This is a genomic window from Serratia sp. JSRIV004, from assembly GCF_019968705.1.
GTDB classification, from domain to species: domain Bacteria; phylum Pseudomonadota; class Gammaproteobacteria; order Enterobacterales; family Enterobacteriaceae; genus Chania; species Chania fonticola_B.
This window is the reverse complement of sequence record NZ_CP074140.1, coordinates 2,270,989-2,293,488: the sequence shown is the minus strand read 5'-3', so window position 1 is coordinate 2,293,488 and position 22,500 is coordinate 2,270,989. Positions and strand designations below refer to the sequence as shown.

General features: G+C 56.8%; 18 protein-coding genes. 12 read left to right on the top strand and 6 right to left on the bottom strand.

The features are described from left to right. Positions 1-93 precede the first annotated feature (93 nt). From cydD to infA, 4 genes are all read left to right on the top strand, one after another. Positions 94-1,860: a cysteine/glutathione ABC transporter permease/ATP-binding protein CydD gene (gene cydD / locus KGP21_RS10970; RefSeq protein ID WP_021804946.1), complete on the top strand. Its 1,767-nt coding sequence runs from the start codon at positions 94-96 to the stop codon at positions 1,858-1,860. Between the two features lie 2 nt (positions 1,861-1,862). Beyond that, positions 1,863-3,599 (top strand): cysteine/glutathione ABC transporter ATP-binding protein/permease CydC, encoded by a 1,737-nt coding sequence (cydC, locus tag KGP21_RS10965; RefSeq protein WP_223538158.1) that lies wholly within the window; start codon positions 1,863-1,865, stop codon positions 3,597-3,599. 30 nt (positions 3,600-3,629) lie between these two features. Further along, positions 3,630-4,355 carry a leucyl/phenylalanyl-tRNA--protein transferase gene (gene aat / locus KGP21_RS10960; RefSeq protein WP_094982385.1) on the top strand — a complete coding sequence of 242 codons (726 nt, stop codon included), beginning with the start codon at positions 3,630-3,632 and terminating at the stop codon, positions 4,353-4,355. Positions 4,356-4,461: 106 nt separating this feature from the next. Further along, positions 4,462-4,680, top strand: a complete 219-nt coding sequence (gene infA / locus KGP21_RS10955) for a translation initiation factor IF-1 (protein ID WP_002211347.1) — start codon at positions 4,462-4,464, stop codon at positions 4,678-4,680. Positions 4,681-4,923: 243 nt separating this feature from the next. Here infA and clpA read toward each other — a convergent pair whose 3' ends face one another. Both clpA and clpS read right to left on the bottom strand, forming a co-directional pair. Continuing rightward, positions 4,924-7,203: an ATP-dependent Clp protease ATP-binding subunit ClpA gene (clpA, locus tag KGP21_RS10950; RefSeq protein ID WP_024529873.1), complete on the bottom strand. Its 2,280-nt coding sequence runs from the start codon at positions 7,201-7,203 to the stop codon at positions 4,924-4,926. A 26-nt stretch (positions 7,204-7,229) separates the two neighbouring features. Further along, a complete protein-coding gene (clpS, locus tag KGP21_RS10945; protein WP_021804950.1) occupies positions 7,230-7,550 on the bottom strand; it encodes an ATP-dependent Clp protease adapter ClpS in 321 nt (106 codons plus the stop codon). 344 nt (positions 7,551-7,894) lie between these two features. On the opposite strand from clpS, the gene cspD reads away from it, so the two are divergent. Further along, positions 7,895-8,116 (top strand): cold shock-like protein CspD, encoded by a 222-nt coding sequence (gene cspD / locus KGP21_RS10940; RefSeq protein ID WP_021804952.1) that lies wholly within the window; start codon positions 7,895-7,897, stop codon positions 8,114-8,116. Between the two features lie 76 nt (positions 8,117-8,192). On the opposite strand, the gene macB is transcribed toward cspD, so the two are convergent. Together macB and macA are read right to left on the bottom strand one after the other, a co-directional pair. Then, entirely contained in the window at positions 8,193-10,139 is a 1,947-nt protein-coding gene (gene macB / locus KGP21_RS10935) for a macrolide ABC transporter ATP-binding protein/permease MacB (RefSeq protein ID WP_223538156.1), read from the bottom strand. After that, on the bottom strand, positions 10,139-11,254 hold the full coding sequence (gene macA / locus KGP21_RS10930) for a macrolide transporter subunit MacA (protein WP_024486524.1): 1,116 nt from the start codon (positions 11,252-11,254) through the stop codon (positions 10,139-10,141). The genes macB and macA overlap by 1 nt, the downstream gene beginning before the upstream one ends. Positions 11,255-11,450: 196 nt before the next feature. Here macA and KGP21_RS10925 point away from each other — a divergent pair, with 196 nt between their 5' ends. Next, the gene (locus KGP21_RS10925) at positions 11,451-12,392 is read left to right on the top strand and encodes a VirK/YbjX family protein (protein WP_059200377.1); all 942 of its coding nucleotides are present in this window, start codon (positions 11,451-11,453) and stop codon (positions 12,390-12,392) included. Here KGP21_RS10925 and KGP21_RS10920 read toward each other — a convergent pair. Beyond that, positions 12,389-14,044, bottom strand: a complete 1,656-nt coding sequence (locus tag KGP21_RS10920; RefSeq protein WP_021804956.1) for an ATP-dependent endonuclease — start codon at positions 14,042-14,044, stop codon at positions 12,389-12,391. The genes KGP21_RS10925 and KGP21_RS10920 overlap by 4 nt on opposite strands. Positions 14,045-14,224: 180 nt before the next feature. Between KGP21_RS10920 and KGP21_RS10915 the strand changes: the two genes are divergently transcribed. From KGP21_RS10915 to KGP21_RS10890, 6 genes are all read left to right on the top strand, one after another. Further along, entirely contained in the window at positions 14,225-15,121 is an 897-nt protein-coding gene (locus KGP21_RS10915) for a lysine exporter LysO family protein (protein ID WP_059200376.1), read from the top strand. 179 nt (positions 15,122-15,300) lie between these two features. Then, positions 15,301-16,950 (top strand): hydroxylamine reductase, encoded by a 1,650-nt coding sequence (hcp, locus tag KGP21_RS10910; protein ID WP_115159633.1) that lies wholly within the window; start codon positions 15,301-15,303, stop codon positions 16,948-16,950. 55 nt (positions 16,951-17,005) lie between these two features. Further along, the gene (gene hcr, locus KGP21_RS10905; RefSeq protein ID WP_223538154.1) at positions 17,006-18,010 is read left to right on the top strand and encodes an NADH oxidoreductase; all 1,005 of its coding nucleotides are present in this window, start codon (positions 17,006-17,008) and stop codon (positions 18,008-18,010) included. A 124-nt stretch (positions 18,011-18,134) separates the two neighbouring features. Then, positions 18,135-19,856 carry a ubiquinone-dependent pyruvate dehydrogenase gene (gene poxB / locus KGP21_RS10900; protein WP_179247817.1) on the top strand — a complete coding sequence of 574 codons (1,722 nt, stop codon included), beginning with the start codon at positions 18,135-18,137 and terminating at the stop codon, positions 19,854-19,856. A 108-nt stretch (positions 19,857-19,964) separates the two neighbouring features. Then, positions 19,965-20,981 (top strand): low-specificity L-threonine aldolase, encoded by a 1,017-nt coding sequence (gene ltaE / locus KGP21_RS10895; protein WP_179253650.1) that lies wholly within the window; start codon positions 19,965-19,967, stop codon positions 20,979-20,981. Positions 20,982-21,073: 92 nt separating this feature from the next. Then, positions 21,074-22,066, top strand: a complete 993-nt coding sequence (locus KGP21_RS10890) for an MBL fold metallo-hydrolase (RefSeq protein WP_223538152.1) — start codon at positions 21,074-21,076, stop codon at positions 22,064-22,066. A 62-nt stretch (positions 22,067-22,128) separates the two neighbouring features. Here KGP21_RS10890 and KGP21_RS10885 read toward each other — a convergent pair whose 3' ends face one another. After that, a complete protein-coding gene (locus KGP21_RS10885; protein ID WP_021804963.1) occupies positions 22,129-22,476 on the bottom strand; it encodes a DUF1294 domain-containing protein in 348 nt (115 codons plus the stop codon). Positions 22,477-22,500: the final 24 nt, after the last annotated feature.

Here is a 22,500-nt window from a genome sequence, read left to right as displayed (position 1 = left end):
GTTCACTTGTCTTATTTTCCGCTGAGACAAACACTTTTTTAACAGTACGTTAACCAAGCCTGCTACAACAGGCATCGGCGACGCAGACACCTGATGAAAAAAACCAGACAGCACCAGTTAACCCGTTGGCTCAAAACACAGAGTACGTTGGCGCAGCGTTGGCTACGTTTATCCATGCTGTTAGGCCTGGCAAGCGGCATCTTGATCGTCGCCCAGGCCTGGCTGTTGGCCTCACTGCTCCATGCGCTGATTATTGAACATCAGCCCCGTGGCGAACTGGTTTCGTCGTTTATCTGGTTGGCCGCCACCTTTGCCCTGCGCGCCTTCCTGAGCTGGCTGCGCGAACGGGTTGGCTTCATCTGCGGGCAGGTCATTCGCCAGCGTATGCGTTCGCAGGTGCTGGATAAACTGCAACAGCTTGGCCCCGCCTGGATCCAGGGCAAGCCCGCCGGGAGCTGGGCCAGCATCATCGTTGAGCAGATTGAGGATATGCAGGATTACTATTCCCGCTATCTGCCGCAAATGTATTTGGCCGTGTTTATCCCAGTGCTGATCCTGATCACCGTCTTCCCGATCAACTGGGCGGCCGGGTTTATCCTGCTGGCTACCGCCCCACTGATCCCGCTGTTTATGGCACTGGTCGGTATGGGTGCGGCCGATGCCAACCGCCGTAACTTTGTCGCGCTGGCAAGGCTCAGCGGCAATTTCCTCGATCGCCTGCGCGGCCTGGATACTCTGCGTCTGTTTAATCGCGGCCAGGCGGAAACCGATCACATTGCCAAATCCTCAGAAGATTTTCGCCAGCGCACCATGGAAGTGCTGCGTCTGGCCTTCCTCTCCTCCGCCGTGCTGGAGTTCTTCGCCTCGATTTCCATCGCCGTGGTGGCGGTCTATTTTGGCTTCTCCTACCTCGGTGAACTGGACTTTGGCAGCTATGGCATGGGCGTAACGCTGTTTGCCGGTTTTCTGGTGCTGATCCTGGCACCGGAGTTTTTCCAACCGCTGCGCGATCTGGGCGCCTTTTACCATGCCAAAGCCCAGGCCGTGGGCGCTGCCGAAGCGCTGGAAACCTTCCTGGCCGCCGAGGGCGAGCAGGTTGGCAATGGCTCTCAAACGCTAAATAGCGAAGAACCACTGACCATACGGGCACAGCAGTTGGAAATCCTCTCGCCCAATGGGGTAGTGCTTGCTGGCCCCCTTGATTTTACCTTGCCTGCCAACCGGCGCATTGCCTTAGTCGGGCTTAGCGGTGCGGGGAAAAGTTCGTTGTTGAATCTGCTGCTGGGCTTCCTGCCCTATCGTGGCTCGTTGCTGATCAACGGCATCGAACTGCGCGAGCTGGATGCGGTTAACTGGCGTCAGCAACTGGGCTGGGTGGGGCAAAACCCCCATCTGCCAGCCCAAACTCTGCGGGACAATATTCTGCTCGGCTACCCACAGGCCAGCGAAACCCAATTGCAGCAGGCCGTCGAACAGGCTTACGTCAGTGAATTCCTGCCGCATTTACCGAAGGGATTGGCAACCGATCTGGGCGATGGCGCTGCCCGCCTTTCCGTTGGGCAAGCTCAGCGTGTGGCCGTGGCGCGAGCACTGCTCAGCCCCCGCCGCTTGCTGTTACTGGATGAACCTGCGGCCAGCCTGGACGCTCACAGCGAACGTTTGGTGATGCAGGCGCTGAATGCTGCCTCCCATCAGCAGACCACGCTGTTGGTCACGCACCAGTTGGAAGATACCGAAGATTATGACCAGATTTGGGTGATGGACAGCGGCAAAATCGTGCAGCAGGGCAACTACGCCACGCTGAGCGCCCAGCCCGGTCTGTTTGCCAAACTGATTGCACACCGCAGCGGGGAGCTATAATCATGCGCGTTTTGCTGCCATTCCTGGCGTTGTATCGCCGCCACACGTTTCTGATTTTACTGGGTATCGTGCTGGCTATCGTCACCCTGCTGGCCAGTATCGGCCTGCTGGCGCTGTCCGGCTGGTTCCTGGCCGCCTCTTCGCTCGCCGGGTTGGCGGGGTTGTATACCTTCAACTACATGCTACCGGCCGCTGGCGTACGGGGCGCGGCAATCTTCCGTACCGCCGGGCGTTATGCAGAACGGGTCGTCAGCCATGACGCCACTTTCCGCGTGTTGTCCCATCTGCGGGTATTTACCTTCCGCAAGATCCTGCCGCTGTCACCGGGTGGTATTGCCCGCTTCCGTCAGGCTGAGCTGCTTAACCGCCTGGTTGCCGACGTTGATACGCTAGATCACCTCTACCTACGCGTTATCTCGCCAATGGTCAGCGCTGCGGTGGTGATTGTGGTAGTCACCTTCGGCCTCAGTTGGCTGGATGTTCCGTTAGCCCTGACGCTGGGCGGAATATTGTTATTGCTGTTGCTGGCCGTTCCGCCGGTCTTCTATCGCGCAGGTAAGCCCATCGGGGGAGAGTTGACCCTGTTACGCAGCCAGTACCGCACCGACCTGACCGCCTGGCTCCAGGGGCAGGCCGAACTGGTGGTGTTTGGTGCGCTGGACAGTTTCCGGCATAAGCTCAACGCAACCGAACAGCGCTGGCAGAGCCGTCAGTGGCAACAGGCTTCACTTGGGGGGATTGCCCAGGCGCTGATGATCCTGGCAAGTGGCCTCACCGTTACGCTATTGATGTGGCTTGCCGCTGCGGGGATCGGTGGCGATACCCAACCCGGGGCCCTGATTGCCCTGTTTGCCTTTGCCGCCCTGGCCTCTTTTGAAGCCATGATGCCCGTCGCCGCCGCGTTCCAACATCTGGGCCAGGTGATCGCTTCGGCGACCCGGGTCAAGCAGATCATCGATCAGCAACCGGAAGTCACCTTCCCTGCCAGTGGCCCAGCTTCACAGCCGTGCGCAGAACTGCAACTGAGCGAGGTGTCTTTCACCTATCCCGACCAGACGCTGCCGGTGTTGAACAACGTGACGCTGAACATCGCCGCTGGAGAGCATATTGCGCTGTTGGGCCGTACCGGCTGTGGTAAATCGACCCTATTGCAATTGCTGACCCGCGCCTGGAATGCCGACGGCGGCCAAATCCTGCTCAACGGCCAACCATTGGCCAGCTATGATGAAGCTACGCTGCGCGCCATGACTACGGTAGTGAGCCAGCGGGTGCATATCTTCAGCAGCACGCTGCGTGAAAACCTGCGTATCGCCGCACCTGCGGCCAGCGATGAGGACTTAAACCTCGCACTGCAACAAGTTGGTCTGGATAAGCTGCTGGAAAATGAGGGGCTGAATGCCTGGCTGGGTGAAGGTGGCCGCCAGCTTTCCGGCGGTGAGCAACGCCGTCTGGGCATTGCCCGTGCCCTGCTGCATCAAGCCCCGCTATTGCTGCTTGATGAGCCAACCGAAGGGCTGGATGCCGAAACCGAACAACAGATCCTGGCCCTGCTCCGCCAGCATTGTCGCGGCAAGACATTAATTCTGGTGACTCACAGACTCTATGGGCTGGAGCATTTCGATCGCATCTGCGTGATGGACGGTGGCAGTATCGTGGAACAAGGCAGCCACGCGGCGCTAATGCGCCAGCCTGGCCGTTACGCCCAATTCCACCAACGTATCAGTAATCTATCGCTGTAGAACCGCCTGTGGGCGACGCTAAGAGGTTTTATGCGCATTGTTAAGCTGTCATCGCAGTCTGTAGCGTTTCCCTCACCAGAGGCCGCCCTGCACGATCCTAACGGACTGCTGGCCATCGGTGGCGATTTGACGCCTGCGCGGCTGCTGGCAGCCTATGAGCGCGGGATCTTCCCCTGGTATTCGCCTGGGGAAGCCATCCTATGGTGGTCACCGGACCCTCGAGCGGTGCTGTTCCCAACGGATTACCATGTCAGCCGCAGCTTCAAGCGATTCCTGCGCAACCCGCCGTTCCGCATTACCCTCAATCATGATTTTGCCGCCGTGATCGCCGCCTGTGCATACCGCCCCGATGAAGGCACCTGGATCGGCGAGGAGGTACAGCGTGCCTATTTACAACTGCATCACCTTGGGCACGCCCATTCCATTGAGGTGTGGCAGGGGGAAGAGCTGGTCGGCGGCCTGTACGGTGTCGCCCAGGGAGCGCTGTTCTGCGGTGAATCGATGTTTAGCCGCACCACCAACGCATCAAAGTGTGCTTTATGGGCGTTTTGCCGCCATTTTGCCGCTTATGGAGGAGAATTGGTTGACTGTCAGGTGCTTAACGCTCACACTGCCCGGCTTGGAGCGAGAGAAATTCCCCGCCGCCAATTTTTGCAGCAGTTGAGCAACCTTCAGCGCAGGGTGTTAGCGCCGGAATGCTGGACAGCGCAAGTCATACCCCCACAGCTGGTTGAACTGCCCTCCCAAACTGACTAATTTTGTGGAATCGGTGCATTGTTCACCGACACTCCTTTACATAATGTGGGTTTTTCGGCATTATCTTGCCGGTTAAAAACTAAGGTAGTTACACCTAGAGGATTCGATGGCCAAAGAAGACAATATTGAAATGCAGGGCACCGTTCTTGATACGCTGCCGAACACCATGTTCCGTGTTGAATTGGAAAACGGGCACGTGGTTACCGCTCATATCTCCGGTAAAATGCGCAAAAACTATATCCGCATCCTGACGGGTGACAAAGTCACTGTAGAGCTGACCCCGTACGACCTGAGCAAAGGCCGCATTGTCTTCCGTAGCCGTTAATCGGCTCACCCGTCGCCAGCCACTGGCGACACCGAGGATGTGATCCCTCAAAAGAGCCCTTTCCGTTTACCCCCGCAGCAACGTTCTCCACCGAGTTGTGTTGGCGCAGGTAAACTGAGAGGGCTCACTCATTTTGTTGAGGCGAATCTGTTCGCCCCGACCTGGTTCAATTTCGTAGGCCGTGAAATTCACGTATAAAAAAAGCGATGCCAAGGCATCGCTTTTTCGTTACCAGCCTACCGCTTAGTGCACCGCACCTTCATCCGCTTTACGCTTCTGCGCGCTGAGGAAGTGGTAAGTCAGCTGTTTCTTGTCTGCGTCCAGCTCGACTTTCACCGAGCCGCCGTCCACCAGTGAGCCAAACAGCAGTTCGTTGGCCAGCGGTTTTTTCAGGCTTTCCTGCATCACACGCGCCATTGGACGAGCGCCCATCGCACGGTCATAGCCTTTCACCGACAGCCAGTCACGCGCTTCGTCGCTCACTTCCATCGACACGCCCTTCGCATCCAGTTGCGCCTGCAGTTCGACGATAAACTTGTCGACCACCTGCTGGATCACCGCAGGAGACAGATGGTTGAACCAGATGACGTTGTCCAGACGGTTACGGAATTCTGGCGTAAACACCTTCTTGATCTCGTCCATCGCGTCGATGCTGTTGTCCTGTTCGATCAGGCCAATCGATTTGCGTTCGGTTTCACGTACCCCGGCGTTGGTGGTCATCACCAGGATCACGTTACGGAAGTCTGCTTTACGGCCGTTGTTATCGGTCAGCGTCCCGTTGTCCATCACCTGCAACAGCAGGTTGAACACGTCCGGGTGCGCTTTCTCGATTTCATCCAGCAGGACCACCGCGTGCGGATGTTTGATCACCGCATCGGTCAGCAGGCCGCCCTGGTCGTAACCGACGTAGCCCGGAGGTGCGCCAATCAGACGGCTGACGGTATGACGTTCCATATATTCGGACATATCAAACCGCAACAATTCGATATCCAGCGCCTTCGCCAGCTGCACGGTAACCTCGGTTTTCCCTACCCCGGTCGGCCCGGCGAACAGGAAGGACCCCACCGGCTTGCGATCCTGGCCCAGACCGGCACGGCTCATCTTGATCGCTTCGGTCAGCGCCTCGATGGCCGGATCCTGGCCAAACACCAGCATTTTCAGGCGGTCGCTCAGGCTTCTCAGCACGTCGCGATCGCTGGCAGAGACGGTCTTTTCCGGGATACGCGCAATACGTGCGACCACGGATTCAATATCCGCCACGTTGACCGTTTTCTTACGCTTGTTCACCGGCAGCAACCGGCTACGCGCACCAGCCTCATCGATCACGTCGATTGCCTTGTCCGGCAGATGACGGTCGTTGATGTATTTCACCGACAGCTCTACCGCAGCACGAACCGCTTTAGCGGTGTAACGCACGTCATGGTGCGCTTCATACTTGGTTTTCAGACCATTGATGATCTGAATGGTCTCTTCCGGCGTCGGCTCGGTAATGTCTATTTTCTGGAAGCGACGCGCCAGCGCACGGTCTTTTTCGAAAATATTGCTGAACTCCTGATAGGTGGTGGAACCAATCACCCGGATCTTGCCGCTCGACAGCAGCGGTTTGATCAGGTTGGCGGCATCCACTTGCCCACCGGAAGCCGCACCGGCACCGATGATGGTGTGAATTTCGTCGATAAACAGGATGCTGTTCTTATCCTGCTCCAGCTGTTTGAGCAGCGCCTTGAAGCGCTTCTCGAAATCGCCACGGTATTTGGTGCCCGCCAGCAATGAGCCAATATCCAGCGAATAGAGGGTGCAGTCTGCCATCACCTCTGGCACGTCGCCCTGCACGATCCGCCAGGCCAGCCCTTCGGCAATGGCGGTTTTACCTACGCCGGATTCCCCCACCAGCAGCGGGTTGTTTTTACGGCGGCGGCACAGCACCTGAATGGCGCGCTCCAGTTCACGGTCACGGCCAATCAGCGGATCGATACCGCCGACGCGGGCCAGTTGGTTGAGGTTGGTGGTGAAGTTTTCCATACGGTCTTCCCCTCCAGGCTGCTCTTCGTTTACCGGGTTTTCCGCATTAGGTGCCTGGCCCGGCTCATCTTTACGTGTACCATGTGAAATGAAGTTCACCACGTCCAGACGGCTGACGTCGTGTTTACGCAGCAGGTATGCCGCCTGGGACTCCTGTTCGCTGAAGATCGCCACCAACACGTTGGCACCGCTCACTTCGCTCCGGCCGGAGGACTGCACGTGGAATACCGCACGCTGCAGTACACGCTGGAAGCTGAGCGTCGGCTGAGTATCGCGCTCCTCTTCGCTGGTGGGCAGCGTTGGTGTGGTTTGTTCGATAAAGGCTTCCAGCTCCTGGCGTAACGCGGCCAGATCCACCGTACAAGCCTCGAGCGCTTCGCGCGCGGCAGGGTTGCTGAGTAACGCCAGCAACAGGTGCTCCACGGTCATAAACTCATGTCTGTGCTCGCGCGCTCTGGCGAAAGCCATGTTGAGACTGAGTTCCAATTCTTGATTGAGCATAGGCACCTCCCCAATAGATTGCCTTTTCAGGCTTTTTCCAGCGTACAGAGCAACGGATGCTCATTCTCCCTTGCGTAACGGTTCACATGGACCACCTTGGTTTCCGCGACCTCAGCGGTGAAAACACCGCAGATCGCCTTGCCTTGATAGTGGACCGTGAGCATCAGTTGCGTTGCACGTTCAATATCATAAGAAAAGAACTTTTGCAGAACGTCAATCACAAATTCCATCGGTGTGTAATCGTCGTTGTTAAGTATAACTTTATACATTGACGGCGGTTTTACCGCATCGATTTGTTTTTCTTCGGCCAAGTGTTCAATATTTAGCCAATCGTTGCTATTGCCCATTGCTGCTCATCTTCTCTGCCATGCCTCAGTATATGGGGCCATGTTCGGGTTATTCAAACGGGAGTATCAAGACTATTTTACCATCTTCGCGGTTAACGTGCCGCAGCACAACGCGATTAATCACCCTTATCGCGGCCACAATTTGTTACCAAACCATGTCAATAGCGTTAACTACTTCAAACTTTGGTGAACTGCCCGACGCGGTCATTGGCCGATCCCTTGACGTGTTGATCATTTGCTCTAGAGTGTAATTTTGTGAGTTGTTGGTCTTTTGACCAGTTGGTGCTCACCTGGATCAGTTATTCATCTCATTTTAAAAATAGCATTGCGAGGGATGTAGCAACATGGAGACGGGTACTGTTAAATGGTTCAATAACGCCAAAGGGTTCGGCTTTATCTGCCCGGAAGGCGGCGGTGAAGATATCTTCGCGCATTATTCAACAATTAAAATGGATGGCTACCGAACGTTGAAAGCGGGCCAACAGGTCAGGTTCGACGTACATCAAGGGCCGAAAGGGAACCACGCGAGCCTGATTATGCCGCTGGAAAGCGAGGCAATGGCCTAAACGCTCCCCTTCAGCCACTTCTGCACTGTCAACTCAAAATGCCAGCCGCCATACGGCTGGCATTTTATTTTTGCCGTTACTCGCGCGCCAAGGCGTCAATCGGATTCAAGCGGGCAGCGCTGCGTGCCGGCAGATAGCCGAACACCACGCCAATACCGGTGGAACACAAGAACGCACTTAGCAAGGCCACCGGCGGGAAGCTGATCTGCCAGCCCGGCATCACCAATTGCACCAGCAGGCCAATCGCGAACGACAGCGCGATCCCCAGCGCGCCCCCCACCAGGCAGACCAGCACCGCCTCGATCAGGAACTGTTGCAGGACATCGCCAGAGCGCGCCCCCACCGCCATGCGAATGCCGATTTCACGCGTCCTTTCCGTTACCGAGACCAGCATGATATTCATCACCCCAATCCCGCCAACCACCAGCGATATCACCGCCACCAGGGTCAGGAACAGTTGCAGCGTGCGAGTGGTTTTCTCCGCGGTTTGCACCAGGCTGTCCATGTTGTAAGTGAAGAAATCTTTCTTGCCGTGGCGCAGCGTCAGCAACCGCGTCAACTGCTGTTCCGCTTCCTGGCTGTTATAGCCCTCACGGATACGCACGGTGATCGAGTCAAAATAGTCGTTGCCCATCAGGCGATTGGCCATCGTACTATAGGGCACCCATACGCTCAGCGCCTTGCTGCTGCCGAACATCGACTGCTTTTCCTTGGCCACACCAACCACCGTGGCTGGCATATTGCCGATCAGGATCACCTCACCCACCACGTTTTTTTTATGCGGGAACAGCCGCCGCTGGGTATTGGCGTCGATCACCACCACCTGCGCCTGGGATTGCACCTGTAGGGCATCGATGCCTACCCCCTGGGAAAGCGTCATGCCGTAAACTCGGAAAAATTGTTCACCGACGCCCGCGACGTTGGCGGCCACATCAATATTGCCAAACCGTAGCCGCATGCTGCTGCTGATACTCGGCGAAAGCGCACTGACATAGGGTTGTTCACGCAACGCGCTTAGATCGCCATACTTCAACGCCTGGCGGAAGCTGGGATCGTCATCACCAAAGTCTTTGCCGGGATAGATGTCCACGGTGTTGGTGCCAATGGATTTGATGTCTGCCAGGATCATCTGCTTGGCCGCGTCGCCGATCACCAGGATTGAGACCACCGAGGCAATGCCGATGATGATCCCCAACATGGTTAACGCCGTGCGCATCTTGTTGGCTGCCATAGCACGCCAAGCCATCACCAACGCCTCACGGAAACGGCCAGCTACCTGCTGCCAGGAAGGCGCTGGCTTGGCCATATCCAGCATTTTGGCCTGCGGGTTACCCTGCGCCTGTGGCCGAGAGTCGGCGATGATTTCGCCGTCGCGGATTTCGATAATCCGCTCTGCCTGCTGTGCTACCGCCGGATCGTGCGTGACGATAATCACCGTGTGCCCCTGCTCGCGCAGTTGCTTGAGGATCGTCATCACCTCTTCACCGGAATGGCTGTCGAGCGCACCGGTCGGTTCATCCGCCAGGATCACCTGACCACCGTTCATCAAAGCCCGCGCAATACTGACACGCTGCTGCTGCCCCCCCGAAAGCTGGCTTGGCCGGTAGGTGATACGTTCCCCCAGCCCCAGACGTTGCAACAAGGCCGCCGCCCTTTCGCGCCGTGCTGCCTTGCCCAGCCCGGCATAAACCGCAGGCACCTCCACGTTATGCGCCGCACTCAGATGGGGTAGCAGATGATAGCGTTGGAAGATAAAGCCAAAGTGCTCGCGCCGCAGCTGGGCCAGCGCATCGCCATCAAGCGTTGCCACATCCTGCCCGGCCACACGGTAAGTCCCGGCGCTGGGCTTGTCCAGGCAGCCGAGAATGTTCATCAGCGTCGATTTACCGGAGCCAGAAGCCCCCATAATCGCCACCATCTCACCAGCGTTGATGCGCAGACTGACGTTTTTCAGCACGTCTATGGTCTGGTCGCCGGAGAGGTAGCTACGCCGGATATCACTCAGTTCTAACAGTGCCGTCATCAGCTGGCCTCCGCGCCGCCGCGGCTGACAATCACTTCTTCACCGGCCTGCAACCCACTGACAATCTGCACATCCACATTGTTGCGAATGCCGATCGTAACTTCGCGCTTCTCTTCCTTGCCCTGTTTCAGTACCGAAATGTGGTAACGGTTATCGGCGATCTGATCCCCCAATGCCGCCAGCGGGATCACCAGCGCATCGCTGACGCCAGCCAGCTGAATATGCACCTGCGCGGTCATTTGCAGACGCAGCAAGCCCTGTGGGTTTGGCACTTCGAAACGCGCATAATAGAAAATGGCATTGTTGACCTTCTCTGGCGTGGGCTGAATGTCTTTCAGCTCGCCGTCAAAACGTTTGCTCGGATCGCCCAGCACGGTAAACCAGGCTTTCAACCCCGGCTTGAGGTGGATCACGTCCGCCTCGGAAACCTGGGCCTTCACCATCATGCTACTCATGTCTGCCAACGTCAGAATGTTGGGCGCTTGCTGCGCGGCGATCACCGTCTGTCCCTGCAAGGTGGTGATCTGCACCACATCACCGTCCATCGGCGCTTCGATACGGGTATAAGCGAGATTGATCTTGGCGGTATCCAGGCTGGCCTGATTTTTGGCGATCTGTGCTCTGGTGGTTTCAACCTGCGCTTTTTTTACCGCCAGCTCAGTGGTGAATTTATCCAAATCCTGGCGCGACACCGCCTGCACCTTGGCCAGTTCGCGGTTACGCTGCAAGGTCACCGCCGCAAGTTGTTGCTCTGCCAAAGCCTGTTGCAGCTGGGCTTGCAGTTGCTGCAGCGTGGCTTCGCCTTCGCGAATGCTGTTTTGTGCCTGTTCGGGATCGATAATGCCGAGCAGTTGGCCTTTTTGCACCTTATCGCCAATCTCGACCTTCAGGCTCTCCAACTGTCCGCTGACCTGAGCCCCCACATCAACCTTACGCACCGCGTCCAGTTGGCCGGTTGCCAATACGCTTTGTTCCAGATCGCGTTTAGCGACCTTGACGGTTTTAAACTCCACCGGAGCCGGATGGCTAAAGTGCCAATAAGCCACAACGGCAAGCACCACCAGAACGGCACACACCAGCAACCCACGTTTCTTACTTTTGAATAACCACGTCAATGTTTGTTCCTACCTATTTCCTGTCATTCTCAGGCTGCCAACCATGGCAACCCAAGTAAATTAGCATGTTGCGTTTCCGATAACTAAACCAAGGCTCAACGTATTTCGAGCAAGGCAATTTTGCCGTACCGTATTGAACTTCTGTTTAGTGAAGCCTTGATGAAATAGTCATTTAGACACAGACCAGGATTTCATCATGTCTCAGCTCAGCTATCCACTCATATCGGCCAAACCGGCCAGCCAACTGATGACGGCACTGATCAACGGCGAGAAAGTGCCCAGCAATGCCTGGAAAAAAACGTCATTCCGCCTTAAGTTTCTTGGCCGTTCGCTACTGTGCTGGCCCACGACTCGCAGCCTGCTCAATACGCTGGCCGCCAACCCGCTGCTGGATGAGATTTTAAGCGCACAACCCAATCTACCCTGCAAACTGCATCGCCCCTATCTGGCGAACAACATGAGCCGCATCGACCGTCTTTTTGCCCTGCGCGATCACTACGATCTGCTCTCTCAACGCATGCCGCTGAAGGTGCACCTCGGCCAACTGGGTAGCCATCCCTTTACCTTAAGCCGTGCACAGGACAAAAATGGCGAGCAGATCTGCCTGCAACTGGCCTCTCTGGACCACTTGAATAAAGAGGGTGAAACGACCCTGCTGTTGCGCAATAGCCAAGGGATCATGCTGGCTGAAATGACCTTCACCTTGATGAATTACCAGCAACAACCCACGTTATTTATCGGCGGTATGCAAGGCGCCAACTCCACGGTGCCGCACGCTGAGATCCAGAATACGACCAAAGCCTGCCACGGCCTGTTTCCAAAACGCCTGGTGTTGGAAGGCATTTGCCACCTGGCCCAACAGCTGGGGATCCGGCAGTTGATCGCGGTAGGCAACACCACCCATATTTACCAGAACTGGCGCTACCACCACAAAAAGAAAAGCCAGCTGCATGCCGATTACGATCAGTTCTGGCTTTCCATGGGCGGCAAGCAACTCGATAACGGCTATTTCCTGTTACCCGAGCGCATTGGCCGCAAGCCGATGGAAACCATCGCCAGCAAAAAACGCGCGGAATATCGCCGCCGTTACCAGTTACTGGATGAGCTTCAAGAGGGGATTAGCAAACACTTTTGTTAATCCGCCCGGCCCCGCGCCAGCCACATCACGCGGGAGAACATTTTCTTCAACAACGGTGGCACCGAGTCGGTGCCCCACGCCCCGGCCTGCATGGCCACCTCAATCGCCAGATCGGGTTTTGAAGTGTGATGCACCGCCTTGAGGATCACCTTACGCACCGGCATCTGTACCTTTAGCGGTACCGAAGCCACCCGGTGATAAACCGAGCTGAATCCCTCCCGATACATGAAATGTTCCATATCCGGCGCAGGCAGTGCGGTCAAACGATCGCGCTCGTTATCCTCGTGGTTATCCAGCATGCTGCGCACGGCATTGGCATATTTCTTCCCGGCTTCGTCGCCATCCACCAGGGCGTGCCATTCAATGCCCATGCGCCGGGCAAACTTCAGCAAGGGTTTCAGCCCGCATTGGGCAAACTCAATGACCCGCACACCTTCGGACTCGAAACGATAGCCACACTGGCGCGCCAGTTCGTTAAGCAGCCAGACCTCGGTTTCCCCTTCCACCAGCAGCCAGCAGCGGGCAAACAGCGAGGCGGGCCGGTTAAAGCGGATATGGAACGCAATGCGCCGCCCGTCCTCCGCACTTAGCCCCTTTGGCCCGAGGCGATAGGTGGCAACCCGGGCCGATTCGCGCACCAGGCGGCAAATATGCTCCACCGGCACCAGCGACACCAGCTCGCTGGAGTTGGTGGTGGTAATACGTTGCAACGGCATCTGGTTGAGCAACCCCCAGGCTACCGACAGCATGATGGGATGCAAGCGCGTTTCCGGGTCTTCTACAAGCAATAATGGCCGTGCATGGGGATCGAGTTTTACGTTTCCCTTGGCCTGCAGTAACGTAGAGAACATCCCCAGCAGGATCAGTCGCATGCTGCGGCTGTTAGGTTCGGCAATCATGCGGTTGATGCTGTCTAGCGATCGCCACGCCTGTTGTTCCGGTTGGCGACGATGGCGAGGCCCGGCAATCTGCGAACCTTGCTCGGCAAAATAGTGTTCAAGCAGTTGCTGCATCGCCGCCAGGCCCTGCCGTAGTTCGGCATTAGTCAACTTTTGCGGATTGCGCACCAGTTCGCGCGTCAGTTGATCCAACTGCTGTGCCAAGGCTTCGTTATCGGCAGGGAGACGATCGCTGAGTGAGCTGGGCCGCAGGCGGCGAATAAAGCGCGCATCACGCAGCCGCAGCACCGGATGAATACGGATCAGGGCGTGCACCAGTTGATCAATATGGTGCAGGTGCAAGGCGTTGCCCTCGGCATCAAGAAAACGCCGCCAGGTGCATACCGTGCCATCATCGTCTAATTCTCCCACACAGCAGTAGTGAATGCGGCTCAGGTTATCTTCCCCCTTCGACCAAAGCGGCGAAAGATGGCGATAGCGCGGCAGATGCGCATGGCCGGTATCCTTTTCACAAAAAGTGAAGATAATCTGCAAATGACGATCTTTGGCCGCTTCGTCGCCAGGCGGGAAGTAAAAATCTTTGGCTTCAAAGCGATACAGCGTCTGTTCGGGGGCCAGCAAAAAGGTCATGGCGTCCAGCAGGCTGGACTTGCCCCAGGCATTTTCCCCAAGTAGCACGGTATTATCATCCAGCGTCAGTGAAAGCCGGTTGATACCGCGAAATCCTACAATCTCAATACGCTCCAGGTACATCTGCTGACTCCTTTATTCGCCTGATACCTTGAGGATGAGCAATAAAGCCATTACAGGTCAAGCAGACATTGCCACCGCGTGCTGCAAACCGCGTAAATCCGCCACTTTACTCCGCCGCCCATTTTGGTTAGCGTGTTAGGTTTGCCGTATTCCCTCCAGATTAAAGGACGCTTGTTTCACATGTATTCAGGACTGCTGATTATACTGATACCGCTAATTGTCGGTTATCTTGTCCCCTTGCGTAGCGTCACCCTGATCCGGGCCATTAACCGGCTGCTGAGCTGGATGGTGTATGTGATCCTGTTCATTATGGGGATCAGCCTGGCATTCCTGGAAAACCTCAGTAGCAACCTGATGCTGATCTTTCAGTACACCCTGGTGTTTTTTCTGTGCATTTTCTGCGCCAATCTTCTGTGGTTATCGCTGTTTGAACGCCGCCGCCCCTGGCACAGTACTCACAAGCAAGAAACATTACCTTCACGCCTGCATATGGCATTGGAATCCCTGAAGCTCTGTGGGGTGGTGGTGGGTGGCTTTGCCTTGGGACTCACCCAGTGGCACTGGCTGCAATTTGCTGGCCAAGGCAGTGAATACGCCCTGCTGTTTCTGTTGCTTCTGGTGGGCGCACAGTTACGCAACAGTGGGATGACGCTACGCCAGATTGCCCTCAATCGCCGTGGCATGATGGTCGCCGTGGTGGTGGCGCTCAGTTCGCTGGCGGGTGGTGCAGTGGCCGCACTGCTGCTGGGGTTGCCGCTGAAAGCCGGTTTGGCGATGGCTTCGGGTTTTGGCTGGTACTCCCTTTCCGGCATCCTGATCACCGACGCCTATGGCCCAGTGATGGGCAGCGCCGCCTTCTTCAACGATCTGGCTCGTGAGCTGGTGGCAATAATGCTGCTCCCTACGCTGGTGCGCCGTAGTCGCTCCTCTGCGTTAGGTTTATGTGGTGCCACTTCGATGGATTTCACCCTGCCGGTTCTGCAACGCAGCGGCGGGATAGAAATGGTGCCTCCCGCCATCGTGCACGGATTCTTGCTGAGCCTGTTGGCTCCGGTGTTAATCGCCCTGTTCTCCTGACGCCCACGGGCGCGGCTCGCCGCGCCTGCTGTCAAAGCGTAATAATTCCCATCCGCACGCCAACTTGTTCTAAATCAAACTTTGTTAAAGTTGTATCACAAAAGCCTTTTTAAGGTTGCGTCATCGATCTATGCTTCAAAACAAGCATTATAAATGCAACTTTAAAAAAGGAAGCGATTATGTTCTGTGTGCAATGTGAACAAACCATCCGGACACCGGCAGGTAACGGCTGCTCCTACGCTCAAGGGATGTGCGGCAAAACGGCAGAAACCTCCGACCTGCAGGATCTGTTGATAGCGGCGCTGCAAGGGCTCTCTGCCTGGGCCTTGCAGGCGCGTGCATTGGGTATTATCGATCATGATGTCGACAGTTTCTCCCCACGCGCCTTCTTCTCTACGCTGACCAACGTTAACTTCGATTCCGAACGCATTATCGGCTATGCACGTGACACCATTGCCCTGCGTGACTCGCTGGCGGTTCGCTGCCGCCTGCTCGACGCCAGCGTGCAGGTCGATCATCCGCTGGCCCAGCTGCAACTGGCTGGTAACGATATGCCTGCGCTGTTACAACAGGCCGCGCAGTTTGCCCTCAATAAAGATAAAGCCGAGGTAGGCGACGATATCCACGGCCTGCGGATGCTGTGCCTTTACGGCCTGAAAGGGGCCGCCGCCTATATGGAACATGCCCATGTGCTGGGCCAGTTCGACAACCAGATCTATGCCGATTACCACGCCTTCATGGCCTGGCTGGGTACCCAACCGAGCGATCTGGACACCCTGCTGAACAACTCGATGGCCATCGGCAAAATGAACTTCAGCGTGATGGCTATTCTGGATCGCGGCGAAACCGGTGCCTTTGGCGACCCACAACCGACCACGGTCAACGTGCGTCCAGTGGCAGGCAAGGCGATCCTGATCTCCGGCCACGATCTGAAAGATCTGCGCTTGCTGCTGGAACAGACCGCTGGTACCGGCATCAACGTCTATACCCACGGCGAAATGTTACCGGCCCATGGCTATCCAGAGCTGAAAAAATTCCCACATCTGGTGGGTAACTACGGTAGCGGCTGGCAAAATCAGCAGACCGAATTTGCCAAATTCCCGGGTTCGATCGTCATGACCTCCAACTGCATTATCGATCCGAACGTCGGCAACTATGGCGATCGCATCTGGACGCGCAGCATCGTTGGCTGGCCTGGTGTCAACCATCTGGAAGGGGATGATTTCAGCACCGTGATCGCTCAAGCTCAGCAGTTGGCTGGCTTCCCTTACAGCGAAATCGAACAACTAATCACCGTCGGTTTTGGCCGCCAGGTACTGCTCGGCGCCGCCGATACCGTGGTTGATCTGGTAGTACAGAAAAAACTGCGCCACGTATTTCTGGTGGGTGGCTGTGACGGCAGCCGTGACGAACGCAGCTATTTCACCGATTTTGCCCGCAGCGTGCCGCAAGATTGCCTGATCATGACGCTGGGGTGCGGTAAATACCGCTTCAACAAGCTGGACTTCGGCACGCTGGAAGGGCTACCGCGCCTGCTGGACGTTGGCCAATGTAACGATGCCTACTCCGCCGTGATGCTGGCGGTCAAACTCGCCGAGAAAGTCGGTGGCACGGTCAACGATCTGCCGCTCAGCCTGGTGCTGTCGTGGTTCGAGCAGAAAGCGATCGTCATTCTGCTGACGCTGCTGTCGCTAGGGGTGAAAAATATCGTCACCGGCCCAAGCGCCCCGGCCTTCCTGACCGACAATCTGTTGGCGGTGCTGAATGAAAAATTCGGCCTGCGTTCGGTCACCACCGTAGAGCAGGATATGCAAACCCTTCTCGGCTAAGGCCGTTGTTCCGGGGCTGCCCATCGCGGCGGCCCCGTTTGTTTTGAGGTGCCCCATGAGCCAACCCAGCCCACTTTGCCCCAACCCGATGCAGGTGCACTCGCTGCAACAGGAAACCGCCGACGTCTGGACGCTGAACCTGATCAATAACGACTTTTATCCTTATCAGCCCGGTCAGTTTGCATTGGTCAGCATTCGCGACAGTGCAGACACGCTGCGAGCCTATACCCTCTCCTCTTCGCCCGGCCTGAGTCCTTTTATCAGCATCAGCGTACGTTGTCTGGCGGATGGCCTCGGCTCACGCTGGCTGACGCAAGAGGTCAAACCTGGCCAAACGCTCTGGTTATCAGACGCCCAGGGAGAATTCAGCTGCGTGCAACACCCCAGCGATCGCTACCTGATGCTGGCTGCCGGCTGTGGCGTCACGCCGATCATGTCGATGTGCCGCTGGCTGGTGGTGAACAAGCCGCAATGCGATATCCGGGTGATCTTTAACGTCCGCACCCCGGCCGATGTGATTTTTGCCGAACAGTGGCAACGGCTATGCGCCGCCCATCCGCAATTGCAACTGACATTGATGGCTGAGCAGGATGCACAGCCCGGCTTCCTGTCTGGCCGCATCAATGAACAGGTGCTGCAACAGGCCGCGCCGGACATCAGCTCACGCATCGTGATGACTTGCGGCCCTGCCCCTTACATGCAACAGGTTGAGCAGCTTTGTCTGGCGCTCGGTGTCCCCGCTGCCAACTTCCATCAGGAACAGTTCCACACCTCGGCAAAGCTGGATGATGGGAAAAACGAACAATTAACATTGCGCATCGGTCAGCCGCTGCGTGAATTCCGCGTACCGGTCGGCAGCACCTTGCTCGCCGCTTTAGAAGCCCATAAATTACCGGTCAATGCCGCCTGCCGGGCTGGCGTTTGCGGCTCGTGCAAAACCCGTATTATCGACGGCCAATACACCACCACCAGCACCATGACGTTAACCCCGGCGGAAATCGAGCAGGGTTACGTGCTAGCCTGTAGCTGTCAGCTACAAAGTGACGTCACCCTCGCCTGAAGCTTTGCCCCATCTTCCCGATGGGGCACATATCGGTAAGCGTATTCCCTGATGCCCTTCTACACTTTCTGTTTGCCTTTAATCGGGCGAGTACCCCTCATTTTGGATAATGACTGGAGGAACTATGAAGCAAACAGTAGCCACGCTGATCGCCAAAACGTTGGAACAGGCCGGGGTAAAACGGATCTGGGGCGTCACCGGCGATTCGCTCAACGGCCTGAGTGACAGCCTGCACAGGATGGGAACCATCGCCTGGATGGGCACCCGCCACGAAGAAGTCGCCGCCTTTGCCGCCGGTGCCGAAGCGCAGCTCACCGGCCAACTGGCGGTCTGCGCAGGCTCCTGCGGCCCGGGCAACCTGCACCTGATCAACGGCCTGTTCGATTGCCACCGCAATCACGTCCCGGTGCTGGCTATCGCCGCCCATATTCCTTCCAGCGAGATCGGCAGCGGCTACTTCCAGGAGACTCACCCACAAGAGCTGTTCCGCGAATGCAGCCACTACTGCGAGCTGGTTTCCAATCCAGAGCAACTGCCGCGAGTGCTTGAGATCGCCATGCGCAAAGCGATCCTCAACCGGGGTGTCTCAGTGATCGTGCTGCCTGGAGATGTCGCCCTGCAAATGGCGCCAGAAGATGCCAGCATGGTGTGGCATACGCCTGCGCACCCACTGATGCAGCCACCGATGAGCGAACTACAAAAGCTGGCAGAAACGCTGAACAGCGCCAAAAATATCACCCTGATGTGCGGCAGCGGTTGCGCCGGATCGCATGACGAAGTCGTCAAACTGGCCGAACTGCTGCAGGCCCCGATTGTGCACGCCCTACGCGGTAAAGAGCACATCGAATGGGATAACCCTTACAGCGTCGGCATGACCGGGCTGATCGGTTTCTCCTCCGGCTACCACGCCATGATGAACGCGGATACCTTGGTGCTGCTAGGCACTCAGTTCCCTTATCGGGCGTTTTATCCTGGCAATGCCAATATCATTCAGATCGATATCAACCCCGGCAGCATCGGCGCTCATTGTCCGGTTAATATGGCGCTAATGGGCGATATCAAAACGACGCTCAGCGCCTTGCTGCCGCAGCTGCAAGCCAAGAGCGACCGCAAGTTCCTGGATAAAGCGCTGGAGCATTACCGGGAAGCGCGTAAAGATCTTGACGGGTTGGCAACCGCCAACGATGACCAGCCGATCCACCCACAATATCTGGCACAGCAAATCAGCAACTCAGCCACGGATGACGCCATCTTCACCTGCGATGTCGGCACGCCGACGGTGTGGGCGGCTCGGTATTTGAAAATGAACGGCAAACGCCGCCTGCTCGGTTCGTTCAACCATGGCTCAATGGCCAACGCCATGCCGCAGGCGATTGGTGCCCAGGCCACCGAACCGGATAAGCAAGTGATCGCCATGTGCGGTGACGGTGGCTTCACCATGCTGATGGGGGATTTTCTGTCGCTGGCCCAGTTGCAGCTGCCGGTCAAGGTGGTGGTATTCAATAACAGCGTGCTGGGCTTTGTGGCAATGGAGATGAAGGCCGGTGGCTACCTTACCGACGGCACCGATCTGCACAACCCGGACTTTGCCGCTATCGCCAATGCGGCAGGCATCAAAGGCATTCGGGTAGAAAAGGCCTCCGAGCTGGACGCGGCATTGCAGGAAATGCTAGCCCATCCTGGCCCGGCCTTGCTCGACGTGGTCACGGCCAAACAAGAGCTGGCGATGCCGCCGCAGATTAAATTCGAACAGGCTAAAGGGTTCAGCCTGTATATGCTGCGCGCCATCATCAATGGCCGGGGTGATGAAGTTGTCGAACTGGCTAAAACCAACTGGCTGCGCTAATCGCTTCTGGGGGCAATGAAGTTGGTTGTCCCCTGCATTTTCCGCTTTTGCCCTGCGCCAATCCGGTTATGATGAAAGCCTCTTCCTCATTGGCTACCAAGGACCCGTATGCTTATCGATTTACGCAGTGACACCGTTACCCAACCTAGCGCAGAGATGCGCACCGCCATGGCGCAGGCTGACGTCGGCGACGACGTGTATGGCGACGATCCCACCGTCAATGCCCTTCAGGCCGAAGCGGTCAGGCTCTCTGGCAAAGAGGCGGCATTATTCCTGCCCACTGGTACCCAGGCCAACCTGGTAGCCCTGCTGAGCCATTGCCAGCGTGGTGAGGAATATATCGTTGGCCAGCAGGCGCATAACTACAAATATGAAGCCGGTGGCGCCGCCGTGCTGGGCAGCATTCAGCCGCAGCCGATCGAAGCCAATCCCGATGGCACGCTGCCGTTGGATAAAGTCGCCGCCGCCATCAAACCCGATGATATTCACTTTGCCAAGACTCGTCTGCTGAGTCTGGAGAATACCATCAGCGGCCGCGTGCTGCCGCTGGAATATCTGCAACAGGCCTGGCAGTTCACTCGTGAGCACAAACTGGCTCTGCACATTGACGGCGCGCGTATTTTCAACGCGGCGGTAGCGCTTAACGTACCGCTGAAAACCCTTGCCCAGTATTGCGACACCTTCACTATTTGCCTGTCGAAAGGCCTGGGTGCACCGGTCGGCTCCCTGCTATGCGGTAGCAAAGAATTTATTCAACGTGCCAACCGCTGGCGTAAGATGACCGGTGGCGGAATGCGCCAGGCCGGTATTCTGGCGGCGGCCGGGCTCTATGCGCTGGAGCACAATGTCGAGCGGCTGAAAGAAGATCATGACAACGCCAAATGGCTCGAACAACAGCTACGTGACATTGGCGTGGATATTGCCGAACCGGGCGCACAAACCAACGTGCTGTACCTACGCCAATCCCCGGAGCTGGCGGCCAAGCTCGGCCCCTGGATGCGCGAACGTGGTGTGTTGATCAGCGCCGGGCCGTTAACCCGTATCCTGACGCATCTGAACGTTAGCCGCCAGGATCTGCAAAAAGTCGTCGATCTATGGCGGGAGTTCTTGCAGCAGCACGCTTGATTTTTTTGCAGTAACACCGGGAGGCCCCGCTTCCCGGTTCTCGCCAAACCCGTTATCTCAGCCTAGTTTCAAAACCTGAAGGGATATCATCTATGAGTCATAAATTGCGCCAGACGTTATTAGCTCTCACCCTCGCTAGCAGTGGAATGATGTTTACCTTGCCAGCCAGCGCCACCCCGGCACCGGCCCAACAGCAGACACAGGCTCCCGGCTATTACCGCATGATGTTGGGTAACCTGGAGGTGACAGCGCTGTATGACGGTTATACCCACCTTGCGACCAAGCTGTTCCATGGCGTCAGTGAGCCGGATATGCAAAAGCTGTTCGCCCGCATGTTCACCGACAGTAAGTCAGGCATACAGACGGCGGTTAACGCGTTTCTGGTGAATACCGGTACGCATCTGGTTTTGGTCGATGCCGGTACCTCGCAGTGTTTTGGACCAACCTTGGGGGCTATCAAAAACAACCTGCGCGCGGCAGGTTATCAGCCAGAGCAGGTTGATATGATATTGCTGACGCATCTGCATCCCGATCACGCCTGCGGCATCACCGATCAGGGCAAAGCCGCCTTCCCTAACGCTACTGTCTATGCCTCCAAGGCCGATGGCGATTATTGGCTGAGTAAAAAGATAGCGTCCAAAGCCCCGAAAGACGCGCAGCCGATGTTCAAAATGGCCCAGGACGCAGTGGCCCCTTATGCCGAACAGGGCAAGCTGAAATTGTACAGCCCTGGGGAGCAGTTACTTCCTGGGTTGGAAGTGATAGCGACACCGGGCCATACGCCTGGGCATACCTCTTACCTGTTCAGCTCCGGCGGCCAGAAACTGCTGTTGTGGGGGGATATCGTCCACAGCCACTCTTTGCAGTTTGCCAAACCTGAAGTCGCGGTGGACTTTGACACGGACTCCAAACAGGCGATCGCTACCCGGCAGAAGGTGTTTGCCGATGCGGCTGAAAACAAGCTGTGGGTTGGCGGAGCGCACTTACCGTTCCCTGGCCTGGGCCACGTACGCGTCGAAGGCAAAGGTTATGCGTGGGTGCCGGTTGAATATGCACCGGTGGTCGTTGGCGAGAAGAAACCTTAACGTAGATTGTTGACAACGGGCGGCGCATGCGGCGCCCGTTTAATGACGCATAGTGCGGTAACTCAAACCACCATCCGGCCATAGAGCCAGTAACCCACAACCAGTATCAGCAGCAGGTTCAGCACTACGCTGAGAATAAAATAGGTTTTGAACGGCTGTTTCTGTGTTTTATGACGGAACATCCGTTGCCCGATAATGGCCCCTATCCAACCGCCCAGCACGCCGAACAGCAGCAGGGTGATTTCCGGCACCCGTTGCCAACTTTTGCAGGCGGCCAGCTTATCAGCTCCGTAGATCAGCAGGGTCAGCAAGTTTACCAGCAGCAACCACGTCCACAGCGGAGCGGGAAAACACAGGCTGCCAGCCAGAGCAATTAGCAGCAGCAAATAACACAGGGAATTGATTTTCATCGGGCATGGGCTCGTTGCTTGATC